Genomic DNA, 22,557 nt, shown 5'->3' on the forward strand with positions numbered 1-22,557 from the left:
AAGCTTCGCTCCTAACGATAATAGTCAAATTTATGTTCTACCCACTTAAAAAACTGCTGCACAACTGCTGTCATAAAAAGATAAAAAACAGCTGCCATTATAAACGGGACAAAAGTTTCATCTCTCATTACTGCAGTTTTAGCTACCCTTAAAAGTTCACTTATAGCCAAAACATAAATAAGTGCTGAATCTTTAACCAGATTTATTACTTCATTGCCGATGGGCGGGACAACCCTTTTAAATACTTGCGGAAGTATTATATTGGTCATAGTCTGAAAACGGGTTAACCCTAAGACATCGGCGGCTTCATACTGCCCTCTATCAATAGACTGTATACCTGACCTTATTATTTCTGCCAGGTAGGCAGCATAATTAAGCACAAAAGCTAACAAGGCGGCAGTAAAGCGCTCCAGCCTTATACCTACGGTCATAAGTCCAAAATAAACAAACAACAGTTGAAGTAAAAGCGGAGTTCCCCTAAAAATCCATACATAAAATTCCATAAACCACTGCAAAGGCTTAAATTTAGAAATACGGGCTATACCCATAATTGTGCCTAAAGGAAGGCATAAAATTAAAGTTAAGAAAAATAATGATAAAGTTGTTTTCCAGCCTTCCAGCATGTGAGGTAAAAGTTTAAGTACATAATCCATGCTTATCCCCTGCTTCTTCAAAATAACATAATTACAGGCTAACAGCATCAAATAATACCGTTAGCCTGCCTGCTTTATTATAACAGATTTCGGTTAAAAAACTACTGTTTAATTATATTTTCACCAAACCATTTTTGAGAAATGGCAGCAGCAGTTCCGTCTTTTTTCATTTCATCTAAAACTTTCTCTAATTCTGCTAAGAATGCTTTATCGGTTTTGCGGAGTCCAATTCCAAATTCTTCGGTTCCAAAATTATCTTTAAGAATTTTGTAATCTTCCTCATGTTTTGATATATAGTATCTTCCTACAACTTCATCCACCACTACTGCATCTACCCCACCGCCTTTAAGGTCGCGAAGAGCCAGATCATTGCTTTCGAACTCTAAAATATTGTCTTTAATTTTTTCATAAATGGGATCATCTTCAACTGCATCTACTGCACTGCTTGCAGCTTGGATCCCTATCTTCTTTCCTATCAGGTCTTCCTTGGTTTTAATATCAGAATCTGCTCTTACTACTATTATCTGATGGTCTTCAATATAAGGTTTAGTAAACAAAACCTGTTTTTTTCTTTCTTCAGTTATGGTAAATCCATTCCATATAACATCAATATTTCCGCCGTTAAGTTCTTCTACTTTAGTTTCCCAAACTATAGGCTGAAACTTTACTTCTACTCCTAATCTCTTGGCCACTTCTTTAGCCAAATCTACATCAAAGCCTACAATTTCATTATTTTCATCACGAAAACCCATCGGCGGGAAGGCATCATCCAAACCTACAACAAAATATCCTTTTTCTTTAATTTCTTCCCAGGAAGTATCTTCTTTTTGGGCATCTGAACCTGTATCTTTCGCCCCACATCCTGTAAGCAAAATGGCCAAAGTAAAACATAATACTAAAATAAGTGCGATTTTTTTTCTCATTTGCAAATCCCCCTTCTGCATTATTGTGATTATTTACGCCAATATTTTACTTTAGTTTGTTAAATAAGTAAATAGTTAATATAAAACAAAATTAAACTATTAAAAAGGAGATTTGCATTAACCGATTTTTCATAATTCAGGAACTATAAAGATTTCGAACTATACTTATTAAGTATCTTTGCTGCAGTTTCTACGATACTTTTTCTCAATTCTTCAGGTTCTATAACTTCAGCTTCATCTCCCCACTGCATCATCCAGCTTTTCATTTCAACCAGGCCGCACACTTCATATTCGACTATTATGCTTCCATCATCACATTCCTGAACAATTTTCTGAGTAGGATGATATTTTACATTCTTTAACCTGAAAGCTACTGAAGGCATAAACTTTACCCGCACAGTTCGGATTGGATCATTACAAAAAACACCCCAACTTGAGCTTATATAATTATGCAATGAAAAATTCTCCGGATATTCATAAACTTCACTTTCTCGCAAATATACATGTTTAATTTGATCCACCCGATAAACTCTATATTCAGGTTTGTTATCAACAACTTTACGGGCGACTAAATACCATACTGAACGCTTGCAAACCATGCCGAGAGGGTCAAGAACACGACCTTCCTCACTTCCATCACGATATGAATATATAATCTTGATTCTAAAATTATGTGTTACTGCCTTTATTAATTTTCCTAATGTATCACCAAACTTCTGGGGCGAAACCAAAGTATCCCCTATTACATAAATCCGTTGTCTTATTTTTTCAATATAATCTGGAACAGGTTTGGCTCTTCTTATTGCCTTTTCTAATTCTTCCTGAGCAGCAGCCACAACCGGTTCTAAAAGGGTATTGCGATAAGGAAGCATGGATGTGTACACTAAAGCAGCACTTTCTGCAGGAAGCTTGGGAAGGTAAATTTCTCTTAATCCGTATTTTCCCCGACGATTTTCCCTGGGGCGCACTAAAGATATATTCATGTTTTCTAAAGCATTAAGGTCACGGTATATCATTCTGCGTAAAGCTGAATCTGCAGGAATTTCTTCACAAGAATTGAGCATAAGTTCTTTATAGCTCTCAATTATTTTGTTCATCTCAATTCCGCCATTAGGGATATTGCTGTGCAGAAGATTATAAAGATAAAGAAGCCTTTCAGTTTGCTGAAGCTTTGTCCTCCTGGAATTATTCTTCTGAAGATATTCGATTACTTCGTCGATGCTTAGATTTTTCCCATTCTTTATAATTTTAAACTGCTTTTTATCCATACATACAGAATTATCTTCGACCAAGCCAGCTAAAATACTGTATAAAGTTCTTCTGTTTATATTTAAATCTGACAACAATTTTTCTTCTTCACAAAAAGGACTAGAGGTTATGTAATCCTTTATATTTGCTGTCCAGTGACTTATGGTTACCACTTTATTCTTTAAAACCGCCATCCTTTCCTCTCCCTCTGGCTTTATTTGCTAAGCAGAATAGCTTTATGGTATATTATACCAAACAAAAATAAAAACGAGAAAAAAAAGAGCCTTCACGGCTCATTTTTTCTTTGTCTGGTGCGGCAGAAGGGACTTGAACCCCCACCCTGTGACCAGGACTAGAACCTGAATCTAGCGCGTCTGCCAGTTCCGCCACTGCCGCATCCATATTTACTTGTTTTCCCAAGCAAGGTTAATTATAAGATATATAACCTACTATTGTCAAGCAATTTAACAATATCAGCCATGCTTTTGAAGATATGCCTATATTCCTTCATTTTCCGGTTTATTAATAACTAAAACTAAGCCTGAGGCAAAAAGAGCAAGTCCAATACCTATAATAAATACCTGCTGAAAAGCAGAAGACAAAGCTGAATTTAAGGCTATTTTGCCCATTTCTTTAGCAGCCTGAACCGCATTGTCAGCTAAAACAGCTGCTATCCGTGGTGATAAAAATGATGATATTCCAAAACCTAAAAAAAGTAATCCATAATTAGTTCCTATATATTTAGTACCAAAAAAATTAGCAATCAAACTGGGGAATATCCCAAATAACCCGCCCAAACACATCATTATAGTTCCGGAACAAATCAGGAAGTAGTAAAAATTATCAGCCCGGGGCAGCATCAGCTGGGCGAAAACAGAAATTAATAAAAGAGATAGCAAAGCTTTTTTCTCCCCTGCTTTATCCAGTAAAAAGCCAAATAAAGGACCTCCTATCCCATTTGCTACAGAAATTATTCCTACTAAACGAACCGCCTCGCCGGAAGAAAGTCCTGCAAATACCTGGGCTATCAATTGGGCATTGCTTGTCAGGACAAGTCCCGGAAAAGCTCCCAGAATAAAAATCAGGAGTATAATATAAAATACCGGTTTTTTTAGCATTTCTCTGGGAGTATAATCTTGGCTTTGGTTACATCCAATCTGGTTATGCAATAAATTTGATTCAGAGGGAGGATTCTGCAAAAATATAGCACACACAGCTATAACCAGCAGAAAAATTAGACCTGTCCATCCAAAAGCAGCATAAACTGATGAAGTTCTACTTATTATCAGTCCTGCTATATAACTGAAAACCAGTCCTCCTGTTCCAAATATGCCGGATATAATCCCTCCAGCCAACCCTCTTTTATCAGGAAACCATTTTAAAACAGTAGGCAGAGGAGTAGCATAAGCCATTCCCCGTCCAATACCGGCTAAAATCCCATGAAATATATAAAGACCAAGTAAAGTTCGGCATTTAGCAGCCAAAAGCATGCTTATTCCCAAAATTAAACCTCCTAGAAGAGCCACCGGCCGCGGACCGAACTTATCCTGCATTAGCCCTGCCCATACGGCAGTTACAGTATAAGTCATAACCATAATAGAAAAAATAAGCGAAATTTGTGCCAGTGTCCAATCTGGATTTTCTAATTGCAACCTGGCCGCAAAAACACTCCAGCTGTAAACTGAACCTAAACACAAGCTGATTAAGGAAGCACTTATAAAGGCCAAGATCCTTTGCCGTCTGTTACTGCGAACGAGCATGTTCATCCTCCCCGTTTTTTTATTTTATAATCATAAAGCCAATCTCCCCTGCCAAGTATTGCGCTTTATAAATTCTTCATCAATAGAATTCAAAACTTCCCATTTTTTAAGACTCCACTTTGGACCTACCAGTAAATCCCTGGGGCTGTCACCGGTTAAACGATGAATTACCACATTCTCCGGAACATATTCTAAAATATCTACCACCATTCTTACATATTCTTCTTTGGTTAAAAATTTAAGCTTTCCCTCCTCGTAAAACCTCATCAGAGGAGTCCCTTTCATCAGATGCAGAAGATGAATTTTTAGACCTTGAATAGGAAGGGATGCCACCGTCTTGCCTGTTGTAAGCATTTCTTCCTCCGTTTCCCCTGGAAGCCCTAATATTATGTGAGCAACTGCTTCTATTTTACGCTCATTAAGTTTAGATAAACTTTTTAAAAATGTATCATAAGTATAGCCTAAATTAACCAGCCTGGAAGTCTTTTCATGGACAGTCTGCAGTCCTAACTCTACCCATAAATAAGTTTGCTGATTAAATTCTGCCAAAAGATCTAATACATCATCAGGTAAACAGTCGGGTCTAGTAGCAATTGCCAGCCCAACTACTCCCGGACATGAAATGGCCGTATCATATAAAATGCGAAGTCTTTCTACCGGAGCATAAGTATTGGTAAAAGCCTGAAAATAAGCAATATACAAACCATTTTTCCATTTTTTATGCATAACTTCCTGCATCTGTCCAATCTGCTTCCTTATATCGGCACCCCTTTCACCTGCAAAATCGCCTGACCCACGTGCACTGCAAAAATAACATCCCTCTCTGGAAAGGGTTCCATCGCGATTAGGACAAGTAAATCCAGCATCAAGAGGAAGTTTAAATACCTTTTGTCCAAATTTATACCTGAGATGATAATTTAAGCTGTGATATCTCTTATTATCCCAGAATAATGGCATATATATAAACCACCAGCCTTTCAAAAAAATAATATAAAGTTTACTGTTGACCATAATTTTATACAATGATAATATTATTTACGATAAAATCAAACAATAATAAAAACTACCTCTTATCCAGAGAGGCTGAGGGACTGGCCCAATGACGCCCGGCAACCGCCAGAAAATTCAACCTGGTAAGGTGCCAATTCCTGCAGATTTATTATCTGGCAGATAAGAGATAAGATAGCATATCTTGCCTCTTTGTGCCATAACAAAGAGGCATTAATAGTTTAAGGAGGAAAGGATTTTTGATCGAGATAAAAAATTTAACCAAAATATATACTACTCCTACTCAAAAAATTTTAGCTTTAGATAATGTAAACCTTTCAGTAAATAAAGGTGAAATTTTCGGCATAATCGGTCTGAGCGGAGCTGGAAAAAGCACATTAATCCGCTGTATTAATATGTTAGAAAAACCTACTAAAGGAAGCATATTAATCGATGGTCAAGATATAACTTTGCTGGATAAAAATGAACTGCGCCTGGCAAGGCAGAAAATCGGCATGATTTTTCAGCACTTTAACCTTTTATCATCCCGTACTGTTTTGGATAATGTAATGTTTCCATTAGAAATTGCCAAAGTACCACACAGCCAGGCTAAAAAGAGAGCAGCAGAGCTCTTGGAACTAGTAGGTCTTTCTGACAAAGCTAAAGCTTACCCTTCTCAGCTAAGCGGCGGACAAAAACAGCGGGTGGGGATAGCTCGGGCTTTAGCAAATGAACCTAAAATACTTTTATCGGATGAAGCAACTTCTGCCCTTGATCCTGAAACCACGCGATCAATTCTAAAATTGATGAAAGATATAAATAAACAGATGAATATTACTATTTTGCTTATAACCCATGACATGAATGTTATAAAACAGATATGCGATAGAGTTGCGGTAATCGACAATTCACGCATTGTTGAAGTAGGTGATGTATTAACTGTCTTTTCTAATCCCGGCACCCCTACTTCACGTAGCTTTCTTAATGCGATAATAAAAAGTGAGGTTCCGGAGGACCTTTTGCATCTGGCAAAAAATAATTCAAACAATTCAAAATTAATCCGGGTTTCCTTTATCGGAGCTTCAGCTGGTGAACCTATAATATCCAACATGATTAAGAATTTCGCCATCAAGGCTAATATCCTGTATGGCAATATTGACCGGGTCAAAGATACGCCGTTTGGCAATCTGGTAATGGAAATTATCGGAGAACCTCAGGCTATTACTGCCGCTCTTGACTTCCTTAAAGATAATGGATTAGAAATTGAGGTGCTGAAACATGTTTGATATATTAAACGAAATTGACTTAAATATTTTTTTGACTGTTTTTTCAGGCGAGTACGGAATCGTGGCAGAGAAAGTTATAAAAGCTACCTGGGAAACAATCTATATGATAATTATCTCTACCGGACTGAGCTATGTTGTCGGTCTTCCTCTTGGTATAATCCTGGTAATTACTGAAAACGGACACATTGCAGAAAATACTTCCGTAAACCGAATTTTAGCTTTTTTAGTAAATACAGTGCGTTCTATTCCATTTATCATATTCTTAATACTCATTATCCCTCTTACGCGTTTAATTGTAGGAACCTCAATTGGAACTGTTGCTTCTATCGTCCCTTTGACCCTGGCCGCTATCCCTTTTGTCGCCAGGCTGGTTGAAACCTCTCTAAAAGAAATTGAATGGGGTTTAATTGAAGCAGCCCTTTCCATGGGAGCAACCAACTGGCAAATAATAACTAAAGTGCTGATACCTGAAGCTCTACCTTCAATAACCCTGGGCATCGCTATAACTACTATTAATTTAGTAGGGTATTCAGCTATGGCAGGTATAGTCGGCGGTGGAGGATTAGGTACCCTTGCTTATTACTATGGTTACCAGCGATATGACAACCTGATCCTTTGGACAACAGTTATAGTCCTTATATTCATGGTTCAGGGAATTCAATCGCTTGGTGATAAAGCAACCGCCAAACTAAATGAAAAAAGGAGGTAAATTATGAAGAAAAAACTTATTGTAATGTTATTATCCCTTACCCTTATTCTGACAGGGATTGCCGGATGCGGACAAAAAGATGCTGCCCAAAATGAAAATGCTCCTAAAAAACTGGTAGTTGGTGCAACGGCCAAACCTCATGCTGAAATATTAGAAATAGTTAAGCCCATGCTGGCCAAAGAAGGCATTGATCTTGAAATAAAAGAATTTACCGATTATGTACTTCTTAATCCGGCACTGGTAGAAGGAGAAATTGACGCCAACTTCTTTCAACATCGTCCTTATCTAGATGATTTTAACGCTAAAAATAATGCAAATCTTCATGAGGTTGTAAAAGTTCACACTGAACCGATGGGAGTATACTCGAGCAAAATAAAAAATATTGCTGATGTTCCGAAAGGTGCTCAGATAGGTATCCCTAATGATGCAACCAACGGCGGTAGAGCACTTATGGTTTTGGAACACGCTGGCATTATCAAACTTAAAGAAGGTGCAGGAGTGACTGCAACCGAAAAAGATATAATTAAAAATCCCAAAAATGTCAAAATAGTAATGATGGATGCCCCCATGCTTGCTAGAGCTTTAGAAGATTTAGATGTCTGTGTTATAAACAGCAATTATGCATTGGAAGCCAATTTAAATCCGGTAAAAGATTCGATTTTTATGGAACCTAAAGATTCTCCTTTTGCCAATATACTTGTTGTAAGACCGGGAGATGAAAAGCGGGAAGATATTCAAAAACTGGCAAAAGCATTACAATCACCTGAAGTTAAAAAATTCCTGGAAGAAAAATACAACGGTTCATGTATTCCTGCTTTTTAAAGAATAAAAAAAGGGGGTATTCCCCTTTTTTTTTATATGACAAAAAGTATAATATAGAATATTCCCATTGTTAAAGCCCCCAAAGGCAACCCAATTTTTGCCCATTCAGTGCTGGTAATGCGCAGTTTGGAAGCAGATATGATATTTGGAATATTGCCAGGGATAAGCATTCCTCCGGAAATAATAAGTCCCATAAGAATCGCTTCTATTTGCATAGTAGTCATTTTAGGACTTATTTCGGCAGCAGTAAGTGTCGCATTATCAAGCACAGCCGAAACTGTATTTACCCAGTAGAGCAAGCGATAATCCAACTTTAAAATATAAAGATCTATAAGCGGTTGAAATCCTTCTCCCAAAAAGGTTAAAGCCATAACAAAAAGGTATACCTTTAACGCTCTGATTATTATACCACGCCAGGTATCCTGTTCAATTTCTTCTTCAGAAAAAGACTCCTTATCAACTGTAACTGCCAATTCATCTGCAGTAGGAACATTCTTTTCTTTTTTTTGAGCCCGAGCGGCATAAGCTGCACCTAGCAACCCGAAAACTAGCACAGCAGGGATAATATATTTACCCAGCAGTTTTACCAGGTATAAAAATTCCTGATCAAGCTTTGCAATAGCTATAGTTGCCAGAGGTTCTCCTATTGGAGTTAAAGCAGCCCCTAAACCGATTGAAAAACAGGCAATTACGCATATTATAATCTTATCTTTTCTGCCTAAAGGCAATTGGAATATAATTTCTACCAAAATTATGGATGCGATGATTGCTGTAATGATACTGGATAAGAAACCTAGTATTGTTATCACCAAAAAAACTACTACTGACACGGAAATTTTTTCAAAAACCTTTTGCATGAAAGCTGTAAACTGTTCACGCAGGATGTGAAAAAGAGCACCAGCAATCAAAACAGCAGAGGCTATCATGATAGGATGTTCAAGAGCTGCAATGAGGAGTTCCTTATTCATAACTCCTGAAATGATGGCAGCCGCAACTCCCATGATAAAAAGAAAAATTTCAAGCTGTTCTTCCACTTGCTTAAAAACAAAAGGCAGCACCAGAACAAGTAGTAAAATAATTACAAGGCCTGTTACAACCAATGGAATCTCCCCCTTTATAAAAATATAACTAAAAATTATTTATAAAAAATTATCGCTTATTCTTCGACAATAATCAATAATAAATTATTGATAAATCAAAATTTTATAACATTTTATAATTTTATATTACTTTATATATTTTTTGTAAAAAAAATAAAAACGCACTACCAAAAGTGCGTTTTTAAACAATCTAGACATAAAACTTTACTCCCCTATTTGTTTTAGCAAATTAATCATTTCTATCGCAGTTACCGCTGCATCAGCACCTTTATTTCCCGCTTTTGTGCCAGCTCTTTCTATTGCCTGTTCGATTGTATCAGCTGTAATTACTCCATATATGATCGGCTTGCCGCTGGAGAGACTGGTCTGAGCAATGCCTTTAGTTACTTCAGCTGAAACATATTCAAAATGGGGAGTTGCACCTCGTATAACAGCTCCCAGACAGATAACTGCTTCATAATCCTTTGCCGCCATCTTCTGAGCTGCCAAAGGCATTTCAAAAGCTCCGGGAACCCAGGCAATTTCTATATTTTTCTCTTCTACTCCGTGCCTTTTTAACGCATCCAAACACCCGGAAAGCAACTTACTGGTTATGAATTCATTAAATCTTGATACAACAATGCCTATTCGCTGTCCCTGACCTAAAAGTTTGCCTTCATATACCTGCACCATCGCTATTAATAATGCCTCCTTTGCTTTTATTTAAAGATTGGAAAGCAAATGTCCCATCTTTTCTTTTTTAGTTTGTAAATATCTTCGATTTTCCTTTTTACTCTTTATTTCAATCGGTACCCTTTCGACAACTTTCAAATTATATCCTTCCAAACCTTTTATTTTTTTTGGATTATTAGTCATAAGCCGCATCTTTCTAACCCCTAAATCACTTAAAATCTGGGCTCCAATTCCATAATCGCGCAAATCAGCCGGGAAACCTAATTCTAGATTTGCTTCTACTGTATCTCTTCCCATATCCTGTAATTTATAAGCCCGTATTTTATTTACAAGTCCAATACCTCTTCCTTCCTGCCGCATATAAAGCAATACCCCTTTGCCTTCCTCTTCAATCATGGTCAGAGCAGCTGCCAGCTGTTCTCCACAATCACATCTTTTAGAACCAAAAACATCTCCGGTTAAACATTCTGAATGTACCCGTACCAGTATAGGCTCATCTTCTTCCCACTCACCTTTAACCAATGCAATATGCCCTTGTCCATCAAGCAAAGATTCATAAGCAACTGCAGTAAAATCCCCGTATATTGTAGGCAGATAGGTGCTTTCAACCCTTTTTATCAATTTTTCTCTTCGTCTTCTGTATTCAATCAGGTCGGCAATGGTAATTATCTTCAAATTATGTTTTTTGGCAAACTCCATAAGTTCAGGAACTCTGGCCATAGTGCCATCTTCATTCATAACTTCGCATATAACCGTTGCTGGATATAAACCTGCCAACTTGGCTAAATCAATAGAGCCTTCAGTATGTCCTGCCCGCCGCAAAACTCCGCCTTCTTTATATCTTAAGGGGAAGATATGACCTGGTTTCCTGAAATCTTGAGGTTTGTTATTAGGATCAATAAGTGCCTTTACCGTAGCTGCCCGTTCATAGGCTGATATGCCGGTAGTAACTTTTTTATAATCTACTGAGACCGTAAAGGCTGTTTCATGATTGTCTGTATTTTTTGCTACCATAGGATTTATGTCAAGTTCATCCAATCTCTCGCCTAACATAGGTACACAGATAAGTCCCCTTGCATGGGTAGCCATAAAATTTATAATTTCAGGAGTAACCTTCTCAGCCGCTACAACTACATCCCCTTCATTTTCTCTATCTTCATCATCTACTATAATCACCATTTTGCCCTGTTTAATATCTTCAATTGCTTCTTCGATGCGGTTAAACATATAGGTCACCTTTTCAGTCATTATATTCACCCTCCTATCAAAGCTTATATTCTTCATTACAGGAATGCTTTAAATAAATCCGTTTTCCGACAAAAAGTTAAGATCTAAGGTTTTCTTTACTTTCTCATCACGTCCCTCATAACGTAAGAGTTTTTCTACATATCTTCCTATAATATCACTCTCCAGATTTACTTTATCACCTGCTTTTTTTAAGCCCAAAGTAGTCATTTGAGCCGTGTGAGGTATTAAAGAAACCGTAAAGCCATCATTAAATACATCAACTACTGTTAAACTTATGCCATCAATTGCAATTGAACCTTTAGGAACCGTATATTTTAAAACATTGTCAGGTGCCTTTATGTAATAAATAAACGCTATATCTATTGCTTCCTTTTTTATTATCTCTCCTACTGCATCCACATGTCCTTGAACTAAATGACCTCCCAGCCTATCTCCTAACCTTAATGCCCGCTCCAAATTTACAAAATCGCCTGATTTTAAATATTTTAAATTAGTTTTTTCCACAGTTTCCGGCATAACATCAGCCGTGAAATAATCAACTACGAACTGGGTTACCGTAAGACAAACACCATTTACAGCAATACTATCACCTGTTTTAACATCTTCTAAAACTTTGTGAGCCTTAACTGTAAGCTTGAACGATTGAGTTCCCGGCTGAATACGGCTTATAACACCTAATTCTTCAACAATGCCTGTGAAAATCTTTATCACCACCCAGTATAAGCTGTAATCAAAATGTCATCTCCCATTGGCGTAAATTCCGGTGATTTGAGTATATATGCATCCTGCATAAACTCTTTTCCTTTCCCTTCTACCGGAGTTATTCCTTTCCCACCTACTATTTTAGGAGCAATAAAACAGTAAATTTTATCTACCAATTTCTGTTCCATAAGAGACGAATTGAGCTTAGAACCACCTTCTACCAAAATGCTGCATATATCTTGCTTAAGCAATTCCTTAAATGCCTGCCGCAAATCTAAATTATCGCTCTCACCTCCAACTTTTAAAATATCTATTCCTTTTTCCCGTAATAGATGGCATTTTTGTTCATCGACCGATAAAGAAGTTAAAACAATAGTTTTCTGTTTATGAGCAGTTTTAACAATATTGCTTTCAAGAGGAATTTCTAAACCTCCATCAACAATTATTCTCACCGGATCACGCTTTTCTCCTTCTAAACGACAATTAAGCATGGGATTATCTTTCAAGACCGTATTAATGCCTACCATAACAGCATCATAAATATTTCTCAGTTTATGTACATAATTTCGTGAAAATTCCGAGCTTATCCATCTTGAATCACCAGTGAAAGTAGCAATTTTGCCGTCTAAAGTCATGGCATATTTTAAACTTACAAAAGGCATCCCAGTAGTTATATGTTTAAAAAAGACTTCATTTTGCTTTTTAGCTTCGCTTTCCAAAACTCCAACTACTGTCTCTATGCCAGCTTCTTCAAGTATTTTAATTCCTCTGCCTGCCACCTTAGGATTAGGATCAAGAGTAGCAACAACTACTTTATGTATGCCTGCTTTTATCAGCGCATAAGCACATGGAGGAGTTCTTCCATGATGGCTGCATGGTTCTAAAGTTACATACATAGTTGCTCCCTTAGCTAAATTTTCTGCCTGATTTAAAGCATGTATCTCGGCATGAGGGGTCCCAGCTTTATGATGATATCCTTCACCCACAATCTTGCCATCTTTAACGATTACTGCACCTACAACCGGATTAGGACTGGTTCTTCCCAAAGCTTTAGAAGCTAAATCTAACGCCCTTTTCATAAATAAAACATCGTTTTCTACTGCCAAATTATATCTTTCCCTTCTTTAAAAAATTTATCTGGCTTAAGAAGATATAAAAAAAACCCGAATATTCGGGTTAAAAGGCAGAAAGAAATAATGGCATAACATACCATCCCTTCTTCTCCCATCCAGACTTTCACTGTCGGCTCCGGAATTTCACCGGATCATGCCTTAAAAGGCTCGCGGGCTTTACCGCCGGTAGGGAATTCCACCCGTCCCCGAAGAAAGGTTTATCGATATTCTGTTTACTTAATATTAGCATCACCTATTCATATGGTCAAGTTATCTATATTAATCTTAAAAATCCCGTCCAAAAGTCTTATAGTTTTAAGCTTTTTATGGCTTCTTTTACATTAGGTGAATTAAAAATATAAGAGCCTGCTACTAGGACATCAGCTCCAGCCTCTACCACCCTGCGACCGGTTTCGGCATTTATTCCTCCATCAACCTGAACATGGATTCCTAAATGTTTGTTTTTAATCATTTTCTTTATGCTTTTTATTTTTTCTTCTGCCCCTGGAATAAACTTTTGTCCGCCAAAACCAGGATTTACACTCATTATTAAAACCAGATCCACTTCAGAAATTATATCAGCAAGTAATGAAACCGAAGTAGCCGGATTTACTGCTACCCCAACCTTTTTCCCATATCCCTTGATCATACTGACTACCCGATGTAGATGAATACATGCTTCCTGATGAACAGTTATTAAATCTGCACCGGCATCAACAAAAGCAGGAATTAATTCTTCCGGTCTTTCAATCATAAGATGCACATCAAAAAAAAGCGAGCTTTTCTTTCTAATATCAGCAACCACCTGAGGTCCTATCGTTAAATTAGGAACAAAATGTCCATCCATTATATCAATATGCAGCCAATCTGCTCCTGCTTTTTCAACCTTGTGTATTTCCTCTCCCAAACTAGCAAAATCAGCTGATAAAATTGAAGGAGCAACTAATACCAATCTAATAACACCTCTCATTCTTTGCTACTTCTTCCAACATAGTTAAATAGTTTTTATATCGAAATTCAGCAATGGCTCCCTGCTTTACCGCTTCCTTTACTCCACATTCTTTTTCTTTCCAGTGTAAGCAATTCGGAAATCTGCACTCTTCTGCAAAATCTGCAAAATCCGGAAAATATCTGGGAAATTCATTTTTAGTTATATCAGGCATATTCAAAACACTAAAACCGGGAGTATCAGCAATAAATCCTCCCGAACTTAAAGGATAAAGCTCTACATGTCTGGTAGTATGCCTTCCTCTGCCAATTTTGCTGCTGACCTCTCCAGTTTTAGCTTCCACCCCATCGGTGATAAGATTTAAAAGGCTCGATTTGCCTCCCCCTGAAGGTCCAGCAAATACTGCAATCTCTCCTTTTATTATCTCTTTTAATTCCTGTATGCCTGTATTTTTTATTACTGAAGTTTCTAAAAAATTAAAACCCGCATAAGGGTAATAATTTTTAATCAGGACAGCCTTTGGATCCGGGGCAAGATCGTTTTTATTAAGTATTATATAAGGTTTAATGCCGTTATAACAAGCCAAGAAAAGAATCCGGTCTAAAAGATTCAAACTCGGGGCAGGTTTGTTATTGCACATCACAATTAAAACCAGGCTTACATTAGCTATTTTAGGTCTTATAAGTTCATTTCTCCTTGGAAATACTTTTTCAATAATACCTCTATCATCATCTAAAACGGAAATGGCCACTTTATCCCCTGTTAAAACCTGTTCTTTTATTTTCCCTCTCAGCTTACATTCATAAATTTTCGCATCCTGCTGTACATAATAAAAACCGCTGTATTTTTTTAATATTACCCCTTCTCTTTCAGACCTGTTCATAAATCCCCTCCAAAAATATACAATTAACTTTCAGTTAAGGTCATATGCTCTGTAATGTTTCCCATTAAGATAAACATCAGCTTTTCCAATTCCGAAATAACTAACACCTATAAATATAGTTTCACCTGCCTGATGCAATTGGTTATATACTTCCCTCTTGCCCTTGGCATCATTTACTTCTATAACTACCCTGTAATAGTCCTGATCAAGAGGCAGATTGATTTCAAGAGCCTTTGTCTGAGCAGATGGCCCCGGACCTTTACTTACAGTTAAGGTTATACTGCTTCCTTTCTCTACCATAACCCCAGGTTCTGTATCCTGGCCTATTACCTGGTCAGTAAAATACTGGTCACTTTCCTCCTCTACAACATTATTCAATAACAAACCTATATCTTCCAGCTTTTTCTTAGCATCATTAAAATTAAGCCCTACTAAATTAGGCATTTTAACTCTTTCAGGGGGTTGCCCTTTGCTTACCAAAACATCAACCTTGCTTCCTTCTTCTATCCTGGTTCCGCTTTTTGGACTTTGAGAAATAATAATTCCCTCGGAATATTTAGTATCATACTCTTCTTCTACTTTTCCCAACTTCAAGTTAGCATTAGCCAACTTTATTTTAGCATCAGCTAATGACACCCCCACCAGAATAGGCACTTTAGCCACTGCAGTTCCCTTACTTAAAACTACTTCTATTTCACGCCCTTTTTTTACTTTCATACCGGATGGAGGATTCTGGGAAACAACCTTGCCAGGTTCCAGATCACTATTTACATCCTCGCTGAGAACAACCATTTTTAAACCCAGCTCATCCAGTTTTTCCTTGGCATCTTTACTGTCCATCCCTACAATATTAGGAACTTCAACCTCCTGTCCAAATAAACCATCACCTAAAACATAAAAAATGCCTGATAGTAAACCAATTACGGCTGCAATAATTAAAATTACCGCCTGTGGGCGCATTCTTCGCTTTTTCATGGATCCGTATTCTATCCCTTCATTAGAAATGGGAGGTATTATAATAGTATCATCGTAATCGTTGCTTAAAACATAATTTGTTTTTCTTCCTTGATAAAAGCTGATTAGAGCATTGCGCATCTCTTCAGCAGTAGAAAAACGATAAGCAGGTATTTTAGCCATAGCTTTTAAGACTATTTCTTGAAGCTCCATAGGTATAATTTGAGTCATTTTTTCCGGGAAAGACGGTTCATCATGTATATGCCTTAAAGCTACGGTTATTGGACTTTCTGCATCAAACGGCACTTTGCCGGTAAGCATTTCATAAAGCACGCATCCTAAAGAATATATATCAGTTTTGCGGGAAACAGGTTCCCCTTTAGCCTGTTCTGGAGATATATACTGTACTGATCCCAATACATTCCCACCAAAGGTTATAGTTTTTTTACTGACAGCCTGTGCAATACCAAAGTCAGCTACCTTAACTAAACCGTTCGATGTAACCAAAATATTGTGAGGTTTTATATCTTTATGAATAATACCCCTTTCATGGGCATGATGTATTCCATCACATACCATTATGGTAATATCAACTGCTTTTTTTATATCCAAAGGGGCTTCACGATCAATAATTTCTTTTAGGGTACAGCCCTCTACAAACTCCAAAACTATATAATATATATCTTTATCCTGTCCTACATCATATATGTTGACAATATTGGGATGAGACAATTTGGCAGCAGCCTGCGCTTCAGTTCTAAATTTATTTACAAAACTTATATCCTTCGAAAACTCCTCTTTCAATATTTTTACAGCTACTATCCGTCCCAAAACCCGGTCGCGGGCTTTATAAACAACTGCCATTCCGCCCTCACCGGTTTTTTCTAAAAGCTCATATCTTTCACCCAGAACTGTTCCTACCAAAATATTTTACCTCCCAATTATATCTGTATCAAAATCAAGGTAATATTATCATATCCACCATTCTCAAGGGCTTTATTCAAAAGTTCTCGGGCAGTTTTTTCAATACAGTTATCTGCTGAGGTAATAATTATAGCCAGTATTTCCTCATCTTTAAGCATATTACTTAAGCCATCAGTACAAATAAGTATAATATCATTACATGATATCTCTTCAGTATAATGATCAACTTCAATTTCCTCAGAAATTCCCAAAGCTCTGGTCAATATATGGCTGAACAATGTATTTGATGATTCCCCATCCTTAAAAAGTCCATCAGCTATCATTTGTTCAGCTAAAGTATGATCTCTTGTAATCTGTTTTATTTCATTATTTCTGATAATATAAAGCCTGCTATCTCCTACATGCCAAATATGCAGCTTGTTCTGGTCAATCACACAGGCGGTAATAGTAGTTCCCATTTCATAACATTCCGGATCATTCTGTCCTATCTCCCAGATTCGGCTATTAGCTTTTTTTATTATCTGGTCTATAAGATCTATAATCTGTTTGGTATCTAAATTTTCAGTTTCATCAGCTATTATTTGTACAGCCAAATTGGAAGCTATATGACCGCCTTTATGACCACCCATACCATCACATACCACAAATAAGCCTTGGGACTCTTTAATAAGATAATTATCTTCATTCCGATGTCTCACTAGTCCCTGATCAGAAATACCTACACTTTTCATACTTCACCTCTGTCCCTGCAGGCAAGCGCCAAACTGCATATTCTAGCGCTTAGCCTGCAATTGTCCACAAGCTGCTTCAATATCAGCACCTTTTTCTTCTCTTATGGTAACATTAAGCCCACCTTCAACCAACCAATTATAAAACTGAAGTATCTTATCTTTGGCCGGCTTCTGATAAGGCAAACCTTCCACTTCATTATAAGGAATTAAATTTACATTTGCCAATAAAGGTTTTACCAGTTTAATCATATTATCCGCATCTTTGCGGCTGATGTTCACATCATCTAGCATAACATATTCAAATGTTACTCTGCGGTTAGTTTGAGCAATATAAAATTCTACTGCCTTAAACAAACTTTCCAAGGGATACTTGCGGTTAATCGGAACCAGTTTATCGCGCAATTCATTATCACATGCATGCAGAGATACGGCAAGAGTAACCTGTAAATTTTCCAGGGCCAGTTTTTCTATACCTTTTACATCCCCTGAAGTTGATATAGTAATGCTTCTTTGGCCTATGTTGATTCCCTTATGGTCATTTAAAATATAGATAGATTTTATTACTTCATCATAGTTAAACATTGGTTCACCCATGCCCATATAAACCACATTGCTAATTGGCTGCTCATGTTTCAATTTCACTTTTTTCTTAAGTTCTCGCCGTGAACTTAAAAATTCCCCTACAATCTCTCCAGCTGTCAAATTGCGCTGAAACCCATTCAACCCCGTAGCGCAGAAAGCACAGCCAACAGGACATCCAACCTGAGTAGACAAGCACAGAGAATATCTTATATCTTTTTCATTATCATTTCGCTGTGGAATTAATACTGTTTCTACTCTTTTCTTATCTGGAAATTCCAATAGATACTTTCTGGTTCCATCCTTAGACACCCTCTGTTTTAAAACTTTAGGAAAAGAAATGATGGCAACTTCATCCAGCTTAGCTCTTAACTCCTTAGGCAAATCACTCATCGCATAAAAACTGTCTTCATCCTTCTGGTAAATCCACTTGTGTATCTGTCTGCCTCTAAATCGTGCTTCGCCTAATGACGTCACAAATTCTTCTAACTCCGATATACCAATACCCAATAATTCGATTTTATCTTTTTTAACCATCTCTATCTCTTTTCTTCCTCCTCATAAGTGCGTAAAACATACCGTCTGTTCTATATTTGCCCGGCAAAATAGTAAGCATACCACTTTCCGCCGCTCTCCGATCTTTTTCATCTAGAAGAAAAAAGCTTATTTTTTCGGCAAAACTGGTAAGAATAAAATCACCCCGTTTTTTAAGAAAGGTAGTAACTACCTCTTCATTCTCCGACTTATTAATGGTACAGGTAGAATATAATAGGATTCCTCCTTCTTCTACCAGTTCAGCAGCCTTTTGTAATAATTTTAACTGTAAAGATACCAAATCAGCAATATTTTCCTCCTTTTTTTTCCATCTTAAATCTGACCTTCGATTCAATACCCCTAATCCTGAGCATGGTGCATCCAAAAGCACCCTATTTCCTTTAGGCATATCGCTGAACAAAGTTATATCTGCTGCTTCTCCTTCGACTATATCAATACCAAGACGATGACAGTTTTCCTCTAAAAGCTTCAATTTTCGGGGATAAAGATCAAAAGCCTTTATTTTTCCCTTGTTTTCCATTAATTCTGCCATATGTGTACTTTTTCCGCCTACGCCACAGCAAAGGTCATATATCGTTTCTCCAGGCTGCGGGTTTAATATAGGGGCAGCCAACATAGAAGCAGGATTTTGAATATAAAAATATCCTTTTTGAAATAAATCAGTATCTTCTAAAGAAACCTGCATATCATCAACTTCTATATCCCAGGGAGTCAAAAAAACGGAGCTGCAAAATATACCCTCTTTTTCCAACATATCAATAAGCTTATCTCTAGTAATTTTGAGCACATTAGTTCGCAGATAAACTTTAGGCCTTGAATTATTATAAATCAGTATTTTCTCGCATTCTTCCCTATCCATTTCAAGAAGCCACTTTCTGACCATCCATTCTGGATGAGAATAATAGATTGATAAATAATCAACTGTATTTGAAACAGGATATTCTATCTTATCTCTGTTGCGCAGAATATTGCGCAGAACTCCATTAACTACCCGTGCTAAAGCCTGGTTAGTTTTTTGCTGGGCTAATTCAACCGCATCATTTACTATCGCATACTCAGGAATTTTTTGCATAAACAATATTTGATAAACTGAAATTCTCAAAACCGTTCTTATCCAGGGATGTTGTTTATCAATATTTTGTGACAAAAAAAGATTAAGCACCCAGTCAAGGTGCTTTAACATACGGACAGTTCCGTTAACCATTTCAGTAACCAATCTCTTATCTTCTCTGCTTAATGAAGATTCACTTAAAAATTTAGCTAAAGCCAAATTAGTATAAGCTTCTTTTTCCGTTACTTCATGCACAATCCGTGCTGCAAGATTTCTTGATTCAGACCTTGTTTTCTTCATTTCTAAAACACCTCAAAATCAGTCATCATTGCCACCGGCAGCTAAAAATATCGTTAAATAATAGAGCAAGTTGGCAATAGCAGAAAGAGCTGCAGCAAGATAAGTTAAAGCAGCAGCACTTAAAACCTTTTTTACCGCCGGAACTTCATCCATCGATATAATGCCTGCCTCAGTCAATTGGGCAATAGCCCGCCTTGAAGCATTAAATTCTACCGGCAAGGTTACAAGATGGAATAAAACTACCGCCGAAAACAATATTATTCCTAACAATATTAAATCGGCACTATACATAAAAAGCCCAATTAAAAGTATAGGAAAAGAAGCAGAAGATGCAAAATTAGTAACCGGAACCAGCTTGTGTCTCAACTCTAATGGTCCATACTGCTGACTATGCTGAATAGCATGGCCTACTTCATGGGCAGCTACTCCTATAGCTGCTAAGGAACTGCTTCCATAAACCGTTTCCGATAGCCTGACTGTCTGGACGGATGGATCATAGTGATCGGTAAGGCTTCCCCCTATCGGCTCAACATTTACCCGGTTTATTCCATTTCTTCTAAGCAACACAGATGCAACTTCTGCACCTGTCATTCCCCTTCTGTTTCTTACCCTGGAATACTTTTCAAAAGTAGATTTAACTTTAAACTGTGCATAAAGTGAAAGAACAAATGCAGGTAATATAAATATCAAATAGGCCATAACCTCATCCTCCTTTTTTAAAAGCAATTAAAGCATTTTTAACCAATTCTAAATCAACATCCGTATTATAGCAAGGTCCAAAAGGACGATTATTTAATATTCCTACAACCGGAAGAGACCCGGTATCCTGAATTCCTGAAACAAGATCCCTTTCACAGGCAATCGCTATTATTCCTTTAGGTTTGACTTCTTTTATAAACTTGCGGGCTAAAGTTCCCCCGGTTGCTACCTTTAAAACTGCGTTGTATTCCCGGGCAAGTTTTTTTAATTCACCTATCTTACACTTGCCGCATTCTCTGCAATTCTCAATATTTATAGTAATTTTAAAAGGGCAATCTGCATTTTGCAAACAGTGGGGAGCTAAGATCATAATTTGTTCTCCAGGCAACACCAATTTTTTAGCCATAACCAAAAAATTATTTACTTCAATATAAGAACTTAAAATTTTTTCCTTTTGAACACCTAAAAACCTTCCCACCATTAAAGTTATTGGAAATAAAATATCACTGACTGTCTTGGTTAAAATTTCTAATGAAGGTATAGATTTTGATTTAAAAATCATTATTATAATTGCTATTATACCTGTACCAAAAACAACAAATAATCCAGCTACAATAATAGTCAAAGCGATAAGTATTACCTGGCTTAAAACAATATTATGATTAACCATAAGATACCATAAAAGCAAAATTGCTGATATCAGAAAAAGAAGGCTTCCTCCTAAAAGTCCTACATACACCCTTTTTTTAATTTTCATCAAAATTTTCCTGCCTTCCCAAAACTAAACCCTCAATAATTCGATTTCCTTTTATAAATTCAGAAGCAGGCATGCGTTTTTTACCTTCTCTTTGCAGTTCCAGTATCTCAAGACTTCCTTTTCCTGTTTGAACAATGAAGCTATCTTTATTAACTGTCAGTATAGTTCCCGGTTTACCTTCTGTATCTTTTTCAGCTATTCGGCTTTTGAAAATCTTGATTTTATTCTTCCCTATCGTTGTGTAAGCTCCTGGTTTAGGACTTAAAGCCCTTACCTGATTATGTATTGCTGAAGCCGGCTTATTCCAGTCTATAATTTCATCAGCATACGTAAGCATAGCTGCATAAGTAGCCTTAGAGCCATCCTGCTTCTGACGCTTTATCTTTTCACTTTTAAGTGATTTTATGGTTTTTATAAGAAGATCGGCACCTTTCCAGGCTAAAATAGCTTCTAATTCGCCATGGGTAATATTCTCCTCAATAGGCACCTTAAGCTGCATAATTATATCTCCGGTATCCAAACCTTCTTCCATAAACATAGTCGTGACCCCAGTTTCTTTTCTTCCATCCATTATAGCTCTCTGTATAGGAGCTGCACCTCGATAAAAAGGAAGTAATGAAGCGTGGACATTTATACATCCTAAAGGCGGCAATTCCAGAAGCGTTTTGGGCAAAATTTGCCCATAAGATACTACAACAATAAGCTCTGGTTCCCAGGATTTAATATATTCCACCGCTTCAATTTTTTTTATGTTTTCCGGCTGATAAACCGGAAGGTCGTTAAGTAGGGCAATTTCCTTAACAGGCGGAGGAATTATCTTATTCCCCCTTCCTTTAGGCCGATCAGGCTGAGTTACTACCCCCGCAATATCATACCCTTCCTCAACAAGCTTTTTAAGAGAAGGAACCGCAAAATCAGATGTTCCCATAAATACTATTCTCAATTCTTTATAG

At 37.1% G+C, this 22,557-nt stretch carries 23 protein-coding genes, 1 tRNA gene and 2 riboswitches; of the genes, 3 read left to right on the forward strand and 21 right to left on the reverse strand.

Annotated features, from left to right (window positions below):
* Positions 1 to 11 precede the first annotated feature (11 nt).
* From H0Z36_RS02875 to H0Z36_RS02900, 6 genes are all read right to left on the reverse strand, one after another.
* Positions 12 to 653 carry an amino acid ABC transporter permease gene (locus H0Z36_RS02875; RefSeq protein ID WP_296863860.1) on the reverse strand — a complete coding sequence of 214 codons (642 nt, stop codon included), beginning with the start codon at positions 651 to 653 and terminating at the stop codon, positions 12 to 14.
* A 101-nt stretch (positions 654 to 754) separates the two neighbouring features.
* Positions 755 to 1,576 carry an amino acid ABC transporter substrate-binding protein gene (locus H0Z36_RS02880; protein ID WP_296863724.1) on the reverse strand — a complete coding sequence of 274 codons (822 nt, stop codon included), beginning with the start codon at positions 1,574 to 1,576 and terminating at the stop codon, positions 755 to 757.
* Between the two features lie 143 nt (positions 1,577 to 1,719).
* Positions 1,720 to 3,018 carry a WYL domain-containing protein gene (locus tag H0Z36_RS02885; RefSeq protein ID WP_296863726.1) on the reverse strand — a complete coding sequence of 433 codons (1,299 nt, stop codon included), beginning with the start codon at positions 3,016 to 3,018 and terminating at the stop codon, positions 1,720 to 1,722.
* 115 nt (positions 3,019 to 3,133) lie between these two features.
* A tRNA-Leu gene (locus tag H0Z36_RS02890) sits at positions 3,134 to 3,220 on the reverse strand.
* A gap of 101 nt (positions 3,221 to 3,321) precedes the next feature.
* Positions 3,322 to 4,584, reverse strand: coding sequence for an OFA family MFS transporter (locus H0Z36_RS02895; protein WP_296863728.1), 1,263 nt, complete (start codon positions 4,582 to 4,584; stop codon positions 3,322 to 3,324).
* 30 nt (positions 4,585 to 4,614) lie between these two features.
* Positions 4,615 to 5,541 (reverse strand): TIGR01212 family radical SAM protein, encoded by a 927-nt coding sequence (locus tag H0Z36_RS02900; RefSeq protein ID WP_296863730.1) that lies wholly within the window; start codon positions 5,539 to 5,541, stop codon positions 4,615 to 4,617.
* 110 nt (positions 5,542 to 5,651) lie between these two features.
* Positions 5,652 to 5,761, forward strand: a riboswitch (SAM riboswitch).
* A gap of 70 nt (positions 5,762 to 5,831) precedes the next feature.
* Between H0Z36_RS02900 and H0Z36_RS02905 the strand changes: the two genes are divergently transcribed.
* From H0Z36_RS02905 to H0Z36_RS02915, 3 genes are read left to right on the forward strand one after another with little or no spacing between them, the layout of a single operon-like run.
* Positions 5,832 to 6,857, forward strand: a complete 1,026-nt coding sequence (locus H0Z36_RS02905) for a methionine ABC transporter ATP-binding protein (RefSeq protein WP_296863732.1) — start codon at positions 5,832 to 5,834, stop codon at positions 6,855 to 6,857.
* Positions 6,850 to 7,566, forward strand: a complete 717-nt coding sequence (locus H0Z36_RS02910; RefSeq protein ID WP_296863734.1) for a methionine ABC transporter permease — start codon at positions 6,850 to 6,852, stop codon at positions 7,564 to 7,566. Before H0Z36_RS02905 ends, H0Z36_RS02910 begins: the two co-directional genes overlap by 8 nt.
* Before the next feature lie 3 nt (positions 7,567 to 7,569).
* Complete coding sequence (locus H0Z36_RS02915; protein WP_296863736.1) at positions 7,570 to 8,388, forward strand: MetQ/NlpA family ABC transporter substrate-binding protein; 819 nt, start codon at positions 7,570 to 7,572, stop codon at positions 8,386 to 8,388.
* A gap of 32 nt (positions 8,389 to 8,420) precedes the next feature.
* Here H0Z36_RS02915 and H0Z36_RS02920 read toward each other — a convergent pair whose 3' ends face one another.
* The 15 genes from H0Z36_RS02920 to fmt all read right to left on the reverse strand — a co-directional run bounded on the left by H0Z36_RS02920 (position 8,421) and on the right by fmt (position 22,547).
* Positions 8,421 to 9,488 carry a DUF1646 family protein gene (locus H0Z36_RS02920; RefSeq protein WP_296863738.1) on the reverse strand — a complete coding sequence of 356 codons (1,068 nt, stop codon included), beginning with the start codon at positions 9,486 to 9,488 and terminating at the stop codon, positions 8,421 to 8,423.
* A 204-nt stretch (positions 9,489 to 9,692) separates the two neighbouring features.
* Entirely contained in the window at positions 9,693 to 10,157 is a 465-nt protein-coding gene (ribE, locus tag H0Z36_RS02925) for a 6,7-dimethyl-8-ribityllumazine synthase (RefSeq protein ID WP_366508852.1), read from the reverse strand.
* 33 nt (positions 10,158 to 10,190) lie between these two features.
* A complete protein-coding gene (locus H0Z36_RS02930; protein ID WP_296863861.1) occupies positions 10,191 to 11,387 on the reverse strand; it encodes a bifunctional 3,4-dihydroxy-2-butanone-4-phosphate synthase/GTP cyclohydrolase II in 1,197 nt (398 codons plus the stop codon).
* Between the two features lie 69 nt (positions 11,388 to 11,456).
* A complete protein-coding gene (locus H0Z36_RS02935) occupies positions 11,457 to 12,110 on the reverse strand; it encodes a riboflavin synthase (protein ID WP_296863862.1) in 654 nt (217 codons plus the stop codon).
* 5 nt (positions 12,111 to 12,115) lie between these two features.
* Entirely contained in the window at positions 12,116 to 13,216 is a 1,101-nt protein-coding gene (ribD, locus tag H0Z36_RS02940; RefSeq protein WP_366508846.1) for a bifunctional diaminohydroxyphosphoribosylaminopyrimidine deaminase/5-amino-6-(5-phosphoribosylamino)uracil reductase RibD, read from the reverse strand.
* Positions 13,207 to 13,350 (reverse strand): hypothetical protein, encoded by a 144-nt coding sequence (locus tag H0Z36_RS02945; protein ID WP_296863742.1) that lies wholly within the window; start codon positions 13,348 to 13,350, stop codon positions 13,207 to 13,209. Before H0Z36_RS02945 ends, ribD begins: the two co-directional genes overlap by 10 nt.
* A riboswitch (FMN riboswitch) is annotated at positions 13,323 to 13,440 on the reverse strand. (Overlaps the previous gene by 28 nt.)
* Positions 13,441 to 13,529: 89 nt before the next feature.
* Positions 13,530 to 14,174 carry a ribulose-phosphate 3-epimerase gene (gene rpe, locus H0Z36_RS02950; protein WP_296863864.1) on the reverse strand — a complete coding sequence of 215 codons (645 nt, stop codon included), beginning with the start codon at positions 14,172 to 14,174 and terminating at the stop codon, positions 13,530 to 13,532.
* 1 nt (position 14,175) lies between these two features.
* Complete coding sequence (gene rsgA / locus H0Z36_RS02955) at positions 14,176 to 15,054, reverse strand: ribosome small subunit-dependent GTPase A (RefSeq protein WP_296863744.1); 879 nt, start codon at positions 15,052 to 15,054, stop codon at positions 14,176 to 14,178.
* A 30-nt stretch (positions 15,055 to 15,084) separates the two neighbouring features.
* Complete coding sequence (gene pknB / locus H0Z36_RS02960) at positions 15,085 to 16,932, reverse strand: Stk1 family PASTA domain-containing Ser/Thr kinase (protein ID WP_296863746.1); 1,848 nt, start codon at positions 16,930 to 16,932, stop codon at positions 15,085 to 15,087.
* Between the two features lie 17 nt (positions 16,933 to 16,949).
* Complete coding sequence (locus H0Z36_RS02965) at positions 16,950 to 17,663, reverse strand: Stp1/IreP family PP2C-type Ser/Thr phosphatase (RefSeq protein ID WP_296863747.1); 714 nt, start codon at positions 17,661 to 17,663, stop codon at positions 16,950 to 16,952.
* Between the two features lie 42 nt (positions 17,664 to 17,705).
* Positions 17,706 to 18,779, reverse strand: coding sequence for a 23S rRNA (adenine(2503)-C(2))-methyltransferase RlmN (rlmN, locus tag H0Z36_RS02970; RefSeq protein ID WP_296863748.1), 1,074 nt, complete (start codon positions 18,777 to 18,779; stop codon positions 17,706 to 17,708).
* The gene (gene rsmB, locus H0Z36_RS02975) at positions 18,772 to 20,148 is read right to left on the reverse strand and encodes a 16S rRNA (cytosine(967)-C(5))-methyltransferase RsmB (RefSeq protein WP_296863749.1); all 1,377 of its coding nucleotides are present in this window, start codon (positions 20,146 to 20,148) and stop codon (positions 18,772 to 18,774) included. The genes rlmN and rsmB overlap by 8 nt, the downstream gene beginning before the upstream one ends.
* Positions 20,149 to 20,166: 18 nt before the next feature.
* Positions 20,167 to 20,847, reverse strand: coding sequence for a zinc metallopeptidase (locus H0Z36_RS02980; protein ID WP_296863750.1), 681 nt, complete (start codon positions 20,845 to 20,847; stop codon positions 20,167 to 20,169).
* A 4-nt stretch (positions 20,848 to 20,851) separates the two neighbouring features.
* Positions 20,852 to 21,604: a DUF116 domain-containing protein gene (locus tag H0Z36_RS02985; protein ID WP_296863751.1), complete on the reverse strand. Its 753-nt coding sequence runs from the start codon at positions 21,602 to 21,604 to the stop codon at positions 20,852 to 20,854.
* Complete coding sequence (gene fmt, locus H0Z36_RS02990; RefSeq protein WP_296863752.1) at positions 21,594 to 22,547, reverse strand: methionyl-tRNA formyltransferase; 954 nt, start codon at positions 22,545 to 22,547, stop codon at positions 21,594 to 21,596. The genes H0Z36_RS02985 and fmt overlap by 11 nt, the downstream gene beginning before the upstream one ends.
* Between the last annotated feature and the right edge of the window lie 10 nt (positions 22,548 to 22,557).

The organism is Thermosyntropha sp. (genome assembly GCF_017656155.1).
Lineage (GTDB): Bacteria > Bacillota > Syntrophomonadia > Syntrophomonadales > Syntrophomonadaceae > Thermosyntropha.